Source organism: Nocardia sp. NPDC052112 (assembly GCF_040680135.1).
In the GTDB taxonomy this organism is placed as follows: Bacteria; Actinomycetota; Actinomycetes; order Mycobacteriales; family Mycobacteriaceae; genus Nocardia.
In genome coordinates this window covers 1-16,559 of the sequence record NZ_JBFAWD010000024.1, presented here as the reverse complement: position 1 = coordinate 16,559, position 16,559 = coordinate 1, and the positions used below count along the sequence as shown (strand labels likewise).

The 16,559-nt window shown below is 64.3% G+C and carries 16 protein-coding genes; 8 read left to right on the top strand and 8 right to left on the bottom strand.

The features are described 5' to 3' along the window. Positions 1-125: 125 nt before the first annotated feature. The 7 genes from AB0L58_RS34140 to AB0L58_RS34110 all read right to left on the bottom strand — a co-directional run bounded on the left by AB0L58_RS34140 (position 126) and on the right by AB0L58_RS34110 (position 9,028). The gene (locus AB0L58_RS34140; protein ID WP_364393530.1) at positions 126-1,397 is read right to left on the bottom strand and encodes an ABC transporter substrate-binding protein; all 1,272 of its coding nucleotides are present in this window, start codon (positions 1,395-1,397) and stop codon (positions 126-128) included. 37 nt (positions 1,398-1,434) lie between these two features. After that, entirely contained in the window at positions 1,435-2,211 is a 777-nt protein-coding gene (locus AB0L58_RS34135; protein ID WP_364393528.1) for an ABC transporter ATP-binding protein, read from the bottom strand. Next, positions 2,208-4,895: a branched-chain amino acid ABC transporter permease/ATP-binding protein gene (locus tag AB0L58_RS34130; protein ID WP_364393525.1), complete on the bottom strand. Its 2,688-nt coding sequence runs from the start codon at positions 4,893-4,895 to the stop codon at positions 2,208-2,210. Before AB0L58_RS34130 ends, AB0L58_RS34135 begins: the two co-directional genes overlap by 4 nt. A gap of 337 nt (positions 4,896-5,232) precedes the next feature. Next, on the bottom strand, positions 5,233-6,213 hold the full coding sequence (locus AB0L58_RS34125) for an AraC family transcriptional regulator (RefSeq protein ID WP_364393523.1): 981 nt from the start codon (positions 6,211-6,213) through the stop codon (positions 5,233-5,235). A gap of 209 nt (positions 6,214-6,422) precedes the next feature. Beyond that, positions 6,423-6,953 (bottom strand): ROK family protein, encoded by a 531-nt coding sequence (locus AB0L58_RS34120; protein ID WP_364393520.1) that lies wholly within the window; start codon positions 6,951-6,953, stop codon positions 6,423-6,425. A gap of 504 nt (positions 6,954-7,457) precedes the next feature. Then, the gene (locus tag AB0L58_RS34115; RefSeq protein ID WP_364393518.1) at positions 7,458-8,228 is read right to left on the bottom strand and encodes an MFS transporter; all 771 of its coding nucleotides are present in this window, start codon (positions 8,226-8,228) and stop codon (positions 7,458-7,460) included. Between the two features lie 116 nt (positions 8,229-8,344). After that, positions 8,345-9,028 (bottom strand): GntR family transcriptional regulator, encoded by a 684-nt coding sequence (locus tag AB0L58_RS34110; RefSeq protein ID WP_364393516.1) that lies wholly within the window; start codon positions 9,026-9,028, stop codon positions 8,345-8,347. 89 nt (positions 9,029-9,117) lie between these two features. Between AB0L58_RS34110 and AB0L58_RS34105 the strand changes: the two genes are divergently transcribed. Further along, positions 9,118-9,651, top strand: a complete 534-nt coding sequence (locus AB0L58_RS34105) for a YbhB/YbcL family Raf kinase inhibitor-like protein (RefSeq protein WP_364393513.1) — start codon at positions 9,118-9,120, stop codon at positions 9,649-9,651. A gap of 182 nt (positions 9,652-9,833) precedes the next feature. Next, on the top strand, positions 9,834-10,676 hold the full coding sequence (locus AB0L58_RS34100) for an SDR family NAD(P)-dependent oxidoreductase (RefSeq protein WP_364393511.1): 843 nt from the start codon (positions 9,834-9,836) through the stop codon (positions 10,674-10,676). An 88-nt stretch (positions 10,677-10,764) separates the two neighbouring features. Here AB0L58_RS34100 and AB0L58_RS34095 read toward each other — a convergent pair whose 3' ends face one another. After that, entirely contained in the window at positions 10,765-11,226 is a 462-nt protein-coding gene (locus AB0L58_RS34095) for a PPOX class F420-dependent oxidoreductase (protein ID WP_364393508.1), read from the bottom strand. Between the two features lie 569 nt (positions 11,227-11,795). Here AB0L58_RS34095 and AB0L58_RS34090 point away from each other — a divergent pair. The 6 genes from AB0L58_RS34090 (at position 11,796) to AB0L58_RS34065 (ending at position 15,881) form a co-directional block, all read left to right on the top strand. Then, a complete protein-coding gene (locus AB0L58_RS34090; protein WP_364393506.1) occupies positions 11,796-12,131 on the top strand; it encodes a hypothetical protein in 336 nt (111 codons plus the stop codon). A gap of 435 nt (positions 12,132-12,566) precedes the next feature. After that, a complete protein-coding gene (locus AB0L58_RS34085; protein ID WP_364393503.1) occupies positions 12,567-12,737 on the top strand; it encodes a hypothetical protein in 171 nt (56 codons plus the stop codon). Positions 12,738-12,776: 39 nt separating this feature from the next. Continuing rightward, positions 12,777-12,956: a hypothetical protein gene (locus AB0L58_RS34080; protein WP_364393501.1), complete on the top strand. Its 180-nt coding sequence runs from the start codon at positions 12,777-12,779 to the stop codon at positions 12,954-12,956. A gap of 66 nt (positions 12,957-13,022) precedes the next feature. Beyond that, entirely contained in the window at positions 13,023-14,159 is a 1,137-nt protein-coding gene (locus tag AB0L58_RS34075) for a polyprenyl synthetase family protein (RefSeq protein WP_364393499.1), read from the top strand. 12 nt (positions 14,160-14,171) lie between these two features. Further along, positions 14,172-14,813, top strand: coding sequence for a biliverdin-producing heme oxygenase (locus tag AB0L58_RS34070; protein WP_364393496.1), 642 nt, complete (start codon positions 14,172-14,174; stop codon positions 14,811-14,813). A 192-nt stretch (positions 14,814-15,005) separates the two neighbouring features. Then, positions 15,006-15,881, top strand: a complete 876-nt coding sequence (locus AB0L58_RS34065) for a geranyl diphosphate 2-C-methyltransferase (protein ID WP_364393493.1) — start codon at positions 15,006-15,008, stop codon at positions 15,879-15,881. Positions 15,882-16,559: the final 678 nt, after the last annotated feature.

Below are 16,559 nucleotides of genomic sequence, written 5' to 3'. Positions count from 1 at the left end.
TACCAGCCATGGCAAGGGCTGACCCCGCGCTGTGTCAGCGGCGAATCCGTGGCATCGAAACTGTGGATCCACACATCGGCGAGGCGGTGGAACGCCACCGCCTCGCCGAATACCGGTTCGGATGGTTATGCCGGCGTGAGTGCCTTCATCAGCGCAGCGGCAGTTGCCTGGTCGATGCACGTCGGCTTACCGCCGTTGGCGGAGTGGAATACACCACCTTTGGTATTTCCGGTGAAGTAGCACAGCGGGAACCCCGGTTGGCCTTCGGTGAAGGTCAGCGGCGGAGCGAGACCGTCCAGGGTCTCCTCGTGCAATGCGCGCAGTCCCTTGATCGCATCCGCGCTCGTCGAAGACGGGGAGAGGTTGGCTGCTTTGGCCGCCGCCAGGAACAGCTGCCCACCTGCCCACGGCCACAACAGCGGCGCGCTGAAATCCCCGCTGCCCCGAAGTCCGGGAATGTATTTGTCGAGGGCGTCGCCGAAATCCTTGATGGCCGGAATCGAATCATCGGTGTACAGCGCGTTCGAGCCCGCGAAGATGCTGCCCTCGAAGTTCGGGTCCGTGGCCCACGCTCTCTGCAGGCTCACGCCGGTAGGAGCCTGAATCGGTTTGTAACCTTGCTGCGCACACGATGCCGCGATGCGCGAAATCGCCTCGACGGAGACGCCGGGGAATACGGCGTCGACACCCTTGTCCTTGAATGCCAGACACGGAGCGATGTAGTTCGGCGCGGCAATCGCGACTTTCTCCGAAGCGAATCCCAGACCGGCCTGTTCGGCCATCGGTTTCAGCATCTGCGGAAGCTGCTCGCAGACCGGGATTTCGGCGCAATAGTAGACGCCGAGGGTCTTCGCGCCCGCCTGCTTGGCCTGGGCCACCTCACCCAGCATCAGCACCGGCAGCGTAGTTCCGGAGGCGAAGAAGTTCGGATCGGTGATGAACGGGGCATCGACCGGCTGTCCGCCGATGACCGGAATGCCCTTGCTGTCGACGTAGTTCTGCCAACTCGAACTGACCAGACTGGTCTGGCCGACGATGGCGATCACCTTGTCCTGTTCGACCAGCTTCTTCGCGACGGCCAGCGCTGTCGTCGGATTCTGCTCGTCGTCATAGGAGATGAGCTTGACCGGGTGCCCATTGACGCCACCGCGATCGTTGACCCACGATGCCCAGGCCTGCAGCACATCGGCGGCATGTCCCACCGACGCGGCGGCCGGGCCGGTGCAACTGCAGATCGACCCGATGAGGATCGGATCGCCCTTCAACCCACCGTCGGAGACCTTCACCGGCCCAACGGATTCGGTTCCGCCGCTCGTCGAGTCGGCCGAACACGACGTGAGCGCGAGTGCCGCCGTCAGCACCGACGCGACCCACCACAGAAACCTTGTTTTCTTCATTACTCCACTCCTGTACGGATACCGAGCATTCGATTCGCTACGCCCATCGCCCGGCCGCGGTTCCGGGTGGGTGTCCTGCCGGCGACGCCGGCAAGTCTGTGTGGCTGCCGTCGATGCCGAGATAGTTCTGCAGCACGGCATCTCGGTCGATATCTGCGGCGGGCCCGGCGAACGCGACGGTGCCGCGGCTGAGCAACACCACGTGATCGGCCATCGTCATGGCGTGGTCGACGTACTGCTCGACCAGCACAATCGCCGAACCGGTGGTACGCAATTCGCCAAGCGCCGTGAAGATCTCGTCAACGACCAGCGGAGCGAGGCCCATGGACACCTCGTCGAGCAGGACAACCGATGGATCGGCCAGCCAGGCACGCGCCAGGGCCAGCATCTGCTGCTGTCCACCCGACAGCGAACCGGCCCGTTGATCGAGCTTCGCCCGCAGCGCGGGGAAGACATCGAGCACCACGTCGACGCCGACACGGCGCCACGGCGGCGTCAGCAGGCGCAGGTTCTCCCGGACCGTCAAGTCCGCGAAAACACCTCGGCCCTCGGGGATCAGGCACAGGCCCGCGCGGGCGCGGCGCACCGCGCGAGCGCGGGTCAGATCGGCCCCGCCGATCGACACCGTCCCCGATCGCGCTGGAAGCAGTCCGGCGGCCACCCGCAGCAGCGTCGACTTTCCGGCGCCGTTCGGCCCGAGCAGCGCGACGACCGAACCGGGTGCAACCGCGAGGTCGACGTCGTGGAGCACGATCGTGGTGCCGTATCCCGCGGTGATCGAGCGCAATTCGAGCGCACAGTCGGTGCCGGTCATGCGACGGGCTCCGTCATCCGGCCTTCGTCGTTGACCGGCTCGCCGAGGTAGGCGTGCTGCACCACCTCCGACGCCCGCACCTGCGCGGGCGAGCCCCGGAATATCAGGCGACCGAAGTCGAGTACGAAGATGTCGTCGCAGATCTCGAGCACCAGCGACATGTCGTGCTCTACCAGAACGATTCCGACGCCGCGTGCGGCGACGACCTGCCGCAGGATCTGCCCGAAGCGCTCGGTTTCCGAGCGATCCAGGCCCGCACTCGGCTCGTCGAGCAACAGGATCCGGTACGGCCCGGCAAGACATCTGGCGAGCTCGACCAGTCTTCGTTGCCCGGTGGACAGTGCGCCGACGCGAGAATCCGCGATGGATTCGATACCGCACAACGCCATCGCGGAGGCCGTCGCGGTGCGCACTCGCCTGGTCTGTCCATGGGCCGAAACCAGTTGGGCCAACGGGTTTGCTCCGGCGAGTGGACCTTCGGCGCCCAACGCGACGTTTTCGGCGACAGTAAGGGAGTCGAACAGTTCCGTCTGCTGAAAAGTTCGCCCGATGCCCAGCCGTGCCCGGCGCGCGGTCGACGCGCGGCTGATCACCAGGTCCTGCAGCCGCACGTCGCCGGCGTGGGCCTGGACGAGACCGGTGCAGGCATCGAACGTGGTGGTCTTGCCCGCCCCATTAGGGCCGATGAGTCCGGTGATCCGCCCGGTGCGCGCGTCGAACGAGAGGCCGTCGACTGCCACTACGCCGCCGAAGCGAACCGAAAGATCGTGGACGTCCAGCACCGCTGCGGACTGCTCGGTGGCGGGTTCCGGCGCGAAGACCGCCGAGGACCGCTTACTGCGAAATGCGTTGTCCAGCCAGGATCGGATCGGGCCGGGAACCTCGAGGCGGCTCGCGGTGGCGGCACGCAGCACGACCAGGAAGCCGAACAGGATCTGGAGCCACAGCGACATGCCGGCGACTTGGATATAGGACGGCACGAGGATGAGCGCCACCGCCGCAAGCAGCGGATACCACGGCTCCCGACCCACCACGATGACAATGACCGCGAAATAGGTAACCGATAGCAGCGGCTGGTAGTTTGCCGCCGAGGCGGTGGTCTGGGCCATTCCGGCGAGTGCGCCACCCAATGCGGCAAGAAATGCGGAAACACAGAAGACGAGAACGCGGGTGACTTCGATTGTGACACCATTGGTCCGCAGCGCGGTCGGCGATTCGGCCAGCCCTCGGAGCAACCGTCCGAGCCTGCTCTTGTCCAGCGCCACCACGAGCAACGTGCCCACCGTGGCCAGCACCAGCACCAGATGGTAGAACGACGGGTCGGAGTCGAGTCCGAATACGCTGGGGCGCGGCATTTTCAGGCCCAGACCACTGGTGCCGAACATATAGGGCTCGCTGTAGCACATCATCTGCACCACGACGCCGAATCCGAAGGTCGCCAACGCCAGATACAGGCCACTGAGGCGAATGGCCGGTATCGACAACACCGCACCGATCGGTACGACCACCAGTCCGCAGCCGATGAGCGCGAGCGGCCACGGCCACTGCCGATCAACGGCCAGATGTGAGAACGTGCAGGCTCCGATCGCGGTGAAAGCCATGTGGCACAGCGAGACCTGACCGGATGTACGGACCAGGAGACCGAGCGACAGAAAGACGAGCGTCATCGCCAGCGCCACAGTCCAATCGGTCAAGTGGATACCCGCGAACAGCGGAACCAGCGCGAGCACCACCAACACCACGACCCCGCCCGCGGATTGCAACGCCGGTGGAGCAGTCCAACCGGACCGGATCCGCCGGACCGCCCGGTCCCGGTCCAGCAGGTAGCGACGCGGCATGATCAGCAACACGAGGAACAACGCCAAGAACGGCAATGCGGCAGGCACTCCCGCGGCTGGCCCGGTGGTGAAGTAGTGTGTAGCCAATGCGGCGAGCACTCCGATGAGCAATCCACCGCCGAAACTCCAAGGCAGACTGGTGAATCGGCCGATGGCCGCAGCTCCGAAGGCTTGGATGACCAGCAATGTCAGCTGCATGGGATCGAGCGGAATCAACGGCGCGAACAGCACCCCGGACAGCGATGCCAGACCAGTGCCGACACACCAAGCCGATCGTCGCGTGCGCACCGAGCTCGTCCCGGCCAGGTCCAGCAACACCGCATTCCCGACGACCGCGCGCATCGCGATGCCGCCTCGGGTGAACCGCAGTGCGGCCGATAGCGCGGCGGTCGCGAGTATCGCGACACCGAACGTTGCCACATCCGACCACTGCACCCGTACGCCGAAGGCGGCGAATCCGCCCTGGGGTAGGAAGACCGGAACGATGCGCGTCTTCGTGTGCCCGTAGTACAGAGCGGCCCCCGCCTGAACAACCAGCAGAATGCCGACCGTGGCGGCGATCCGCAGTTCCATTGTCGCCCGGTCGACGACGCGGGCCAGAAATTCCAGTGCCAAGCCCATGGCCGGGCCGATCCCGAGAACACAAATCGCCAGGGCGAGTTGCCATACGACACCATCGATGACGTACAACGTGTAGAACGCGTACGCGGACACGGTCGCCATGGCGCCGTGGGCGAAGTTGAATACTCCCGAAGTCTTATAGGTGAGCACCAAACCCGTTGCGGCCAGCCCATAAACCGAGCCGGATACAATTCCGGCTATGACAAACGGCAGGAGATCGGCCACGATGTACTCCAATTCTCGCTGATCGCCGACCGGCCGCGACCGTGTGGAAGTGCCGGCGCGGGCTTGCCTGACCTGGTCGGCTACTGATCGACGGCTGGGGCGAGCTGTGCCAGGTCAGTGTCGAGGGCCGACGCACGCATCACCATGCGAACCCGCAGCTCCTGCCTCGCAACAGAATTCGACCGCACAAAAACAAAGCACGGCGGCGAGGCGGAGGACGCGACGGCTCCAGGTCTTCTCGATAGTGGGGACTCGTGTCGCACCGGCTTCTCGAGTCGACAACGGAAATATCGAGCTGGCATACGAGGCATGCCGACCGATCGAGCATTGCGGTTGCTCATGGAGCGAGTGACCGCGTAGTACTCACTGTCGCGCTGGCACTCGAGCCGAGAGCCGCTGTCGGCCGGACCGACTCGGCCAACCTGCGTTTGCGAAATTCTCGGGGTGTCTCGCCGTATCGTGCCTTGAAGGCGGCGCAGAACCAGGTGAGGGTGAAGCCACTGCGTGCGGCGACCTCTCCGATTGTTGCTGTCGTCTCCGGGTTTTCGAGCATGGTCCGAGCTGCCCGCAGTGCTTCGTCTTGGCGCACTTCCCGATACGTGGTGCCCGCCTGTTGCAGTGCGGTGCGCAGCTGTCGCGGCGACCAGCCCAATGCCCGCGCCACCTCGGGCAGCCGGAGGTCCGCTGCTCCGATGTGCTGGCGCACATACTGTCGGATGGTCTCGGCGAGCTCTGTCAAATGACTCTGCTGCGGGCCGATATCCCCCGCGCTCATCAGGCAGAGCAGCTCGGCGATCCGGTCGCAGACCGCGTTGAACTCCCGGCTCGTCAGCGCGGATCGTTCGGCGTGCAGATCGCGGATCATGCCCGCGGCGATCCTGCCGAGACCCGAGCCGAGGTCGAGCACCGGCGGTCGTGGGCCGGGTCGCGCGAACTCGGCGCGGGGTATCTGGAACCCGTAGGCCACCGAGGCGGGGATATGCAACCGGCACTGCCGATCCAGTGCCAGCACCGCCGCCCGCCCTGATGTGATGTGGGTGACCCCGTGCTCGTCGGCCGCGGCGAACTGTCCCCGCTGCGGGACGACCACCCAGTAGAAGTCTTCGGCCGAAACCCGACGAATGTTCGACGGGGTGCGGAAGGCCAGCCGGTCGCCGGGCTGATCCCAGCGCAGCAGGCGGTACGTGGTTGTCTGCTGCACGGTCATCGCCACCTGCCAGCGGTCGGGTTCGCGGTAGCGATGATCCATCGGAACGAAACTGTTGGCGGTTTCTGTCCATTCGTCGACATCGGCGATGTCCAGCTCGTAATACTCCATTGCGACACCTCGAACGGTTCAGCCGGCGACAATCATGATGTCGCTCCGCTGAACAGCAGGTCGGACGGGCGTACCCGAGACGACAGCTGGTTGGGGCCCTGCTCGTCGAAGGGGAATTTCATTGTCAGGCCATCGGTTTCGGTGAGGTTCATGGCCATATGCATCAGGCCTGCTGGCAGGTCGATGCACTGGCGGGATCGGGAATTTGCTTACCGCGGCTGGTGGCGACCACATATCGCCCGGTCGGCCCTGCGATATGTGGCTCGATCGTGGAAGTGCCCGGCGACATGTTCGGCACCGATGCCGGGTGGTGTGTTGCGGGCCGCCCGGTCCGCTGCGAGTAGGGCGAGAATGCCGGCGCCGACCAGGATTGCTTCCGGGTGGTGTGCTCCGCCGACGTTTCGTTCGGTCAGGGTCAGGCACAGGCCGTCGGTCGCCACCTCGACGGCCGCGACCGGGAACAACCTCCGAACCGCTGTGACAATATCGAATCCACGGTGCCACTGCGGAATTCGCGTTGGGGCGATTATCCCGGCCGACTTGTCGATCGGCCCTGGGCAGGCAATACCGACCGCGGTGATCTCATCGTCTCCAGCGACATCGAGCAGCAGACCCCGGCAGCCGTCCCACACTGCATTCGCCGGTATCGGGATTCGCCGGATATCCCGAGTGCCGACGCGGCCGACCACCTGGTTGGCGGCGAATTCCGTAGGACCGATATCCAATGCCAGAACGGTCATGAATCAGCCACCACCACAAAGCCTTTCGTCCTGGTTGTGCGATGCGGGTAAGAGGCGGGCTGGCTCCCTCATGGGACCTCCAAGGTTGGTCGACCGTGGCGGCGTGCGCCTACCGGAACAGTGTCGGCCACCGGCGCTCGCCGCTTCGACCAAGTACACATTCCGTGCCGATGAACGCAGATTCGCTGCCCCACAACATAAAACGGGTGTAAATCGCGCCGTGATCTTGCCGCGGACCTGCACGGGATGGTTCCTTTACATCGCAGCCGAGCCCCTGAATCCCCGTGCGGAACCTGCTGCACGCATGGGTGTCCGTCATGCTCCACGCAGGCTTCCCCGCGTCCACTGTCGCCGCCCGGCACGGCCACAATGCTCGACTGTCCATCCTGCCGTCGGACAGAACCGCCCGCCTCCGCCAACTCACATCCGGCCGCGCTGCCGCCCGGCCATCGCCGACCGGACGAGACAACCTCTATCGCGAATGGTGTTCACGCCCTTTGATATTCACGCATCCACGGCGGTCATTGGTGGTGTGATTGTCATCCGACGTCCCGTGACGACGGCCAACACGGCCCCCGCCAGCACGACCCCGATACCGACCCCGAATGCGGTCGACATGCCGTGGTGGAAGCCGACGAGCACACCGCTCAGCAGCTGTGGCGGTGCTCCGGGTGCCGATCCGATTGCTACACCGGCGGCCGCCGAGTCCTGCGCGCTGCGCGCGAGATCCGGCGGTAGTTGCGCGACCGCCGCCGCGACCCGGTCACGATAGGCACCGCCGAACACGCTGCCCAGCAATGCGATTCCGAGGACACCGCCCAGTTCGCGGGTGACGTCGTTGAGCGCGGAGGCGACGCCGTGCTGTTCGGGCGGCAATGCCGCCATGATGGCCTCGGTGGCCGGGGTAGCGGCGAAGGCGATGCCGCTGCCGAGCAGGAAGACGCCGACGCCTATCGACAGGTAGGAGGAGTCGGCGGTCGCCCCGGTCAGGACCAGTAGTCCAACGCCGACATCGACATGCGCACCGCCGGAACGGATCTGGCGCGGAATCAACACCGTGGCGGCCAGCGTGATCGCCGTCAGCGCGACGTTGAAGACGAAAACCGACCGCCAGGAGAACATCTCGACCAACCCGCCCGCGGTGAGCAGGCCGATCAGCGCGCCACCGACAGTGACGCCGGACCAGATGCCCACCGCACGAGCCCGCTTCTCGGCCGGGGAGATCGTCGCAGGACGCGTGTCCGATAGCGACGCGGCCGACTTGATCACCACCACCCTGTTATCCGCCTATGCGCCACCGTCAGCGCCGGTCATCGCCAGGTGATACCCGCTCTGTAGCCGTTGGCCGCGCATTCGGGCCCGGTGAGCAGTCCGACGTCGTGGTAGACGAGTCAGGCCTCTTGCTCTGCCAGTGCGACCGTCGTCAGGGTGAGGTGTCGAGTCAGCATGTCGGCGGCGACGTCGGGGTTGCGCGCCAGCGCGGCCTCCTCCAATCGACGATGCTCGTCAATGCCATCGCGCTCCGGGTTGCGGTGCGCCGACCAGCGGCGGGCCAGCTCGCTCGCGACCCACATTCGGTCGAAGGTTTCCAACAACACCGGGTTGCCGCACCCTGCCAAGAGTGTGCGATGGAACACCCGATGGGCCTCGGCCCATGCCTCGCTGTAGTACTCGCCGTCCTCCGGGGTGAATACCGGCGTGCGCGCCAAGCGGTGGTGGGCAGCTCGAACGTCGCCCTCCCAGTTGACGTCACCACGTTCGATCGACATACGTAGCAGAACCGGCTCGATCGCCCGGCGGGCCTCGCCGATCTGCTGCCAGCGGTCGTCGGAGAACGCTGGGACCGCGAAGCCGCGATTCGTCAGCCGTTCGGCGAGGCCCTCCCCGACCAACCGCACGAGCGCCTCACGCACCACAGCCAGGCTCACACCGTGTTGCCTGGATAGATCCTGCGGCTTGAGCGCGTCACCGGGCGCGTACTCGCCGCGCATGATCGCGTTCCGCAAGTGTGCGTAGACCTGCTCGGAAAGCATCTGCTTCGCCGGCGAGGTCGGGGGGTGGACTGTCCGAGCCATGATCTGATCATAGACGATTTGCAAAATCATCGATTATTTCTGATATCATCGATCTTGCATGTTCGGCCCGACTCGAAAGGCGCGACACGATGAGCGCAAACAATCCCTTCGCCCGCCTCCCCGATGCAGCCTCATTCACAGTCACCAGCACCACAGTGAGCGACGGCGCCGCCTGGCAACCCGCGCAGTGGTCCTCCGGTGCCCCCGGCGGCAAAGACGTTTCCCCGCAACTGAGTTGGAGTGGCGCCCCGGCAGGCACCAAGAGCTACGCCGTTACCGTGTACGACCCCGACGCCCCCACCGGCTCCGGCTTCTGGCACTGGGCTGTCGCCAACATCCCAGCCACGACCACCAGCCTTCCCGCGGGCGCCGGAGACGACGCGGGCACCGGTTTGCCGGTCGGCTCCTTCCAATTGCCGAACGACGCGCGCCTACCTCGATACATCGGTGCGGCACCGCCGGCCGGGCACGGTAGGCACCGCTATTTCGTCACCGTGCACGCTCTGGATGTGGACGACATCGGCATCGCCGCCGACGCCACACCGGCTCTGCTCGGGTTCACCATCGCCGGCCACATCCTGGGCCGGGCGACGCTCGTCGCCACGGCCGAGACCATGCAGTGAATTCCGTTCGACGTGCCGGTTCCGCCACCAACACCGATTCCTCGCGATGTGCGGCTTCCAGTGGCTGAGTCGACCCCTGCCGGGCACCGGCGCGTCGTGCATGCGCACGTCGCGCTCGACCTGACCTCCACTTCGGCCAGCATCCGGACCGAGGACGGGAAATGAGACTGCAAGGAAAGGTTATGAGCGACAACGATATAGATCGCATGGTCGATCGCACTGTGCTGATCACAGGCGCGACGGACGGGCTCGGCCGGGAACTCGCGGTGCGGCTCGGCGCGGCGGGTGCGCGGCTGATTCTGCACGGCCGCAATCCCGATCGGGCCGCGGCGCTCGCAGCTGAGGTGACGGCCGCTAGCGACCCCGTGCCGGAGATCATCCTGGCCGACCTGTCACGGCTGGCGGAGGTGGACCGGCTGGCCGACGAGATCATCGCCCGCACTTCGCGATTGGATGTGCTGGTGAACAATGCCGGCACCGGCGGCCAGCCGAACGGGAGACGCGAACTCAGCGCCGACGGCAACGAATTGCTGTGGGCGGTCAACCATCTGGCCCCGTATCGGCTGACGCGGCGGCTGCTTCCACTGCTGCGGGCATCGGCTCCGGCGCGGGTGGTGAACGTGGCCTCCGCCGGGCAGCAGGAGATCAACTTCGACGATCCGAACCTCGAGCACGACTACGACGTGTATGCCGCCTACTGCCGCGCCAAGTTGGCGATGATCATGGCGACCATCGAGTATGCCGAGGAGCTCGACGGAACCGGTGTCACGGTGAACGCCCTACACCCGGCCACACTCATGGCGACGACCATGGTGGCGCAATCTGGAGTCACGCCGATCAGCACGGTCGCCGAGGGCGCAAATGCCACTCTCCGGCTGATCTGCGATCCGGGCCTGGCACAGACGACGGGCCGGTATTTCAACGGCACCCGCCAGAGCCGTCCGCACGCGCAGGCCGACGACCCGAAGGCGCGCCGTCGCTTGCTCGAAATCAGTGACACCGCAGTTGTTTCGGCGGTTGGCTGAGGTGGTGGGCCATGAGGTCACGCATCGGGTGGCCTATGCCGGATACGGGATACCGATGCTTCGGCGGGTGGCTCGACAGCCGCCGCGATCAGTCCGCGAGTTCGGGCGGGAAGCCGCCCGTCGCAACAGGTCCCCAGCGTTCGATATCTATGCGCAACAGCGACTTGTTCTGCCGTGCCATGGCCTCGCGGTACTCAGCCCAGTCCGGATGTTCGCCGGAGATAGCGCGAAAGTACTCGACGAGACCGTCGAGGGCCTCCGGCATGTCCAGGACCTCGGCGCGGCCATCGACCTGAACATAGGGGCCGTTCCAGTCGTCGGACAGCACGCAGATCGACACGCGCGGGTCGCGTCGCGCGTTGCCGACCTTGGCGCGGGCCGGGTAGGTCGACACCACGATGCGGCCCTCGGCATCAATCCCGCAGGTTACCGGGGACAATTGCGGGCGGCCGTCGCCGCGGCTCGTTACCAGGACGCCGCGGTGGCGAGTACGCAGGAATTCCAGCAGTTCGGCTCGCTCGATCCGGTCGGCGGTCGCAATACGCGGCATGGTCGGGCTCCTGTCGTGGCGATGGCGGAGACAAACGCAGTCGCCGGTCATCGTGTCACATCGATAGACCACACCACTGCGACCACCGCGGGCACACTGGTCGCGCTGCGTCGTATCGACCGGATGCCCTTCCGCTCTGACACCCACCACCAGCCCGGTTGGTTCAACCCGGCGATGAACTCACTGAGCAGTCGGTTCACCGAGCCGGGCTCGAACCGGCGCGTAAGGGTTCGGGCGATCCGGTGCCGGAATTCGCCTTGGTGCGGGGCGTCTCCGGCGTTGTGTACCAGTTCGGTCCACCACGTCGCGAATGCCTGGTAGTTCCATACGTGAGCGAGACACGTCGACGAGCAACTGTCGAGCCGGCGTTCGTCACCGAAACCTCGGCCTCGAGGCGAAGGTCTGCGCCACCGTTGAGGAACACAGCGATCAGGTGTTCCGCGCCCACTGCAAGCGATCCGCGCATCGGCCATACTGGTGACAGCCTTTGTCTCCCAACATCTTTGACAAGACGCCAAAGCGGGATCGATCAGTGTAGTCGGCCGTCCGGCGGCCGAGAGAGGGAAATCATGGGATTGCCAAGTGAATTCGGTAAGGCCGCCGGTGTGGGCATCGCGGCGCTCGCACTGCTCGCACTGCCAACCGGTACCGCCCAGGCGGCCATCGGCCGGGCCTCCTACGTCACTGTGGCGGGAAAGATCTTGTCGATCGAACGGCCGGACAGCGGCGCTTGTATCCAATTGCAGGATGCCACAGTACGTTTCGAGAACGGCACCAGCGACCGGGCCTATCTGTTCGGTGATTCCGCGTGCGGTGCGGGATCCGAGATCGAGGGTGTCGATCTCATCTGGAGGGCTCCAGCCGGAGTACAGGCCCTATCCGTACGCTTCGAGCCAACCGGATAGCCCGCGACATCGACGCCGGAAAGGCCCGAAACCGCCCACCCGAAGAATCCGATAAAAACCGCGTGGTTTCCCGGGGGCCGAGCTGAACAAAACAGGTCAGGCCCGGTTGAAAACCGAGCCTGACCTGGTGTTTACGTGGGCCTAACGCTCCACAACCCGAACACTTCGACGGTCGAAGGGCCAGCGATTCGGATCGTGCCGGTAGGTGTTCGGCGGGTGTAGACCATGAATTGACCTACCGATTCCACCAAGTTGTCGGCGATCGGCGCTCGGCTGGCACATCGGAACTACTCGGTTCCCGAACTATGCACGCCTAGCGTGTTTTTCAGCCCCGCCGCCGGGTCGATGCCGTGCCCGCATCGGCACCTCGGCGTTGGGTGCATACCAACACCGACAGCTGAAGTGGGCGGGAGATGGAACTCCCCGCGCGATTCGATGACGAAGATTCCACAGCTGGCGATAGCGGCGGATGCCGACGAAGAGTTCTGCCAGCACGACGACGGGTCATGGTCCCTGGTCGGCAACGACGGATGGGAAGTGGAGTTCGCCGAACCCGACGCCGATTTCGGCGATCGCGGCGGCTATGCATGCGCCGATCGACATTGAGCCGATCTCGGTGCGAGACAGCAAGATTCGGTGACCAGCATGGCGGGATGGCAGGAGTTCGCGATCGACCTGATCGCGGTGCTGGCGGGCATGGCCACTGTGGTCGCCGTGGTGTTGCTGTGGCCGAGCGGGGTACCTGAAGGGCAGTCCGTCAAGGAGACACGGCAGCGCGTGGAGCAGGAGGACGACGAGATGGACTACGCACCAGCACTGCGATAAGCGCAATAGATTAGGGCACGGTACGATCAGGGCCGCCGACGCGAAGTCGTCCGAAAGCGAGGCCCTGTGACCGCATTTGATAGTGCTTCTTCGGTAATCGACGCTGTGCGCGCCGACTCCGAACTCCTGGAATCCGATCTGGCTCAGTTTCTGGCTGAATTATTTACCGCGACAAGACAAGTAGCGGGTGCCGCAGGGGGCCCCACGGCGGTATGGGAAGCGCTGCGGCTAGCTTTTCACACCCCGCTCGCCGACGCGCTTGGCTCCAAGGTCGGCCAAGAGGCGCTGCGACCGGCGGGTGGGCAGGCACTGCGGCCGTCGATTACCTATTGGGTATACCGCAACTATCGTGGCTTCACCGACACGGCTGAATCCGCAGCGGATCTTATTGCCATCCGACGGGTGGCAGTGGCGGTGCGGATCCTGCTGAAAGCCTCCGTGGTGCTCGATGACATCCAGGATGGCAGCGCAATCCGCTACGGAGAACCCGCACTGCACGCTATCCATGGCATTCCATTGGCACTGAACACCGGGTTTTGCATGGTGCTTGCGGCATTGCGACACGCCGCACACCCAGGCGCGGTGCAATACCTGGAGCAGGCTCTCGAAGGCGGGTTCATCGGCCAAGCGCTGGACATATCCACCCGGTTGCCGCAGATGCGCAGCGAAGTTATCGCGGGCAGCTCCACCGACCGGACCCGATTTTGGGAAACAGTGGCGACCATGAAAACCGCCACGTTGTTCTGGATGCCGTTGAACACCGCGGCAATCGCGCTCGACGTACCGGAGGACGAACGCGCCGAGCTGCACGACGCCATGCGCACCATCGGCTTGGCCAGCCAGCTGTTCAATGACCTCACCGACTTCGTGCCGGAATTCAGCCCAGGCAACACCTATGAGGACTTCGACGGGATCACCAATCGGGTGTACTTGACCTTGCTGGACACTGCTCCGGAGTTGCTCGACGTCGCACCAGAACTCACCGGGACCCGACTGCGTGAGTTCGTACTCGGCCACGAGCAGCTCGGCGCAACCATCGTGCAACTAGCCGAACAGTCCGTTGAGCTGAAGCAATCGGCCAAGGAACGTGTCCATCGGTTATGTCGCACATCGGACAGCGCGGCATATTACGATCTGACCATTGACCGAAAGGGTCATGTCATCGAACGTTTGCGCGACGCCGTCCGCGCCAGGTACGCGTGAGCGAGGCCGATTATGACCGACACCATCATGCAGCGATTGCGAACTGAAACCCGCAGTTGGCATGAAGCGCTGGAGGCGACATCATTCAGCTTGGCGCTATTGGACCGAACCTTGCCGCTCGAGCACTATGTCGCTCAACTCACCGCTTATCGAATCATATTGGAAACCTTGGAAACCCAACTCGCGGAGTCCGCCGATCCCGCAATTGTCGCGGTATGGCGCGATGAGCTCGCGAAAACGCACCTCGTGGAACTGGATTTAGAGTTCTTCGATACCGTCCCCATTACCGCAATTCCAGTTGAAACCTTGGATGTAGCACAGGATTTTGCAAGCTCCATCCGTCATCATGGCTCAACAGACCCCGCATCGCTGCTGGGATTTCTCTACGTGATGGAGGGTTCGACGCTGGGCGGTCTGGAACTCGCTCCGCATATACGCGCCACCTTCGAGCTGGAAGGCAGCCGAGGTATGGCCTACTACAGCAGCGGTGATCGCACCCGATGGGAACAGTTCGGGGCCAGGATGAACGCGATACCGACTTGTCGGACCGCACACGACAGCATCCTCACGACCGCCGATATCGGCTACCGGTGGATCGCGGACACTATCGCCACGTTATCTCGCGACGACCAACCAGATTCGGCGCTGCGCTGAGTACTCGGTACCCGAATGTCGTTACCCAACTACGCGTTTTCGCCGAAGACGAAGCTCGATCACTGCGCGACGAAGTCGGCGACGCCGAGCTGCTGAATCAGCTGGATAGCGCGCCGAATCGGCTGCACTGGAACAGATACCGGGCGCCTCCCATAACACGACAACAAGGCTCATTACCGATAACCTCATGTCATGCTCGAAGAGACAGTCATGAATACGACCCCGGCAAACTCAGTATTCGATGACGCGTACCAACGCCAGGTCGCCGACTGGTGGAACAACCGCCGCAATGACGCGGTCAACCTCGCTCTTGGTGATATCGACAAGTTCTACCACCACCACTGCGGTGTCGGTGCGATCGACGAGGCCGTGCTTGCCGAACCCCCGGAGACCCGCGAGCAGTCCATCATCGCCGAACTTCATCGGCTGGAAACCGCTCAGGCCAACTACCTGCTCGACCACCTCGGCCCGCTCACCCGAGCCGACCGCGTGCTGGACGCAGGTTCGGGCCGGGGCGGACTGTCGTTCATGGCCAACCTTCGGTTCGGCTGCCGGGTCGACGGGGTCTCGATTTCGCAGTACCAGGTTGACTTCGCTACCGAACAGGCCGCAGAACGCGGAGTAGCCGACCAGGTCCATTTCTGGTTTCGCAACATGCTGCACACCGAGTTCGAAGACCAGAGCATGCAGGCCATCTGGAACAACGAGTCCACGATGTACGTAGATCTCGACGATCTGTTCCGCGAGTTATCGCGGCTGCTCCGACCCGGTGGCCGCTATGTATGCATTACCGGTTGCTACAACGACATACTCGGTCCCAAGTCCTCCGAAATGGCCTATATCGACGGCCACTACCATTGCGACTTCCACTCACGCAGCGACTACTTCCGGGCTATGGCCGCCAACAACCTGACGCCGATCAAGGTCATCGACCTCAGCCTCGAAATGATCCCGTATTGGGAGTTGCGTGCAAAGTCGTCCGTGGCCACCGGGATCGAGAGTCACTTCCTGTCTTCCCTCCGCGACCGCACAGCCCAATACCTGCTTATTGTCGCCGACCGCGTCTGACCGGGACTGGGGTCGAACGCCGGGCAATCGCGCTCGAGCATCGCGATCTGTCCCAACACCGGAACCATGGTGATGCCCGGACGCACGGCTGACCATGAGCAACAACAACACAGGTATCAGGCGCGCGGAACTGTAAACAACAACGGCTCTGTCTCTCGCATTCGAATCAATGAGGTCGGCCCGAACCCGGCGTGCCCATTACCGAGCACCGGGCTCGGTGATGTGAACCGAGCGGACCGGCCGCGCTGGTGGGCTCGCCGTAGCCGCGCGGATCTGGTCAAAGTTCGGCACAAGCTCAACGAAACCGAGGCCCCTGCCCATGCCAGGGGCTTCGCGTTCGCAAGTCGGGGTTCAGCGCGCCGACAGTGCAATTGACCTGACGTGGAGCGAATCACGGGGTCCCGTCATGGGCATGCTAAGCAACCGACCGGAATTAAACACGCAGGTGTCGACACGCCGCGACGGCTGTTGCGAACCGGAGTTGATCCCGATACGCCGGTGGTAGCAGTGCTCGTCTGCAGGGAGACCGCAACATGGGGATGGAAGTTGTTGTCGGGCTGGTGATTGCCTGGGCAATCGGCAATGACGGCGCTCACTGAACTTCCCCACTGACGCTCACCGAAATTCCCCATTTGTCCCGTGTGGCTCCGCCGTGAAGGGCGGGCCTCCTCCGATGCT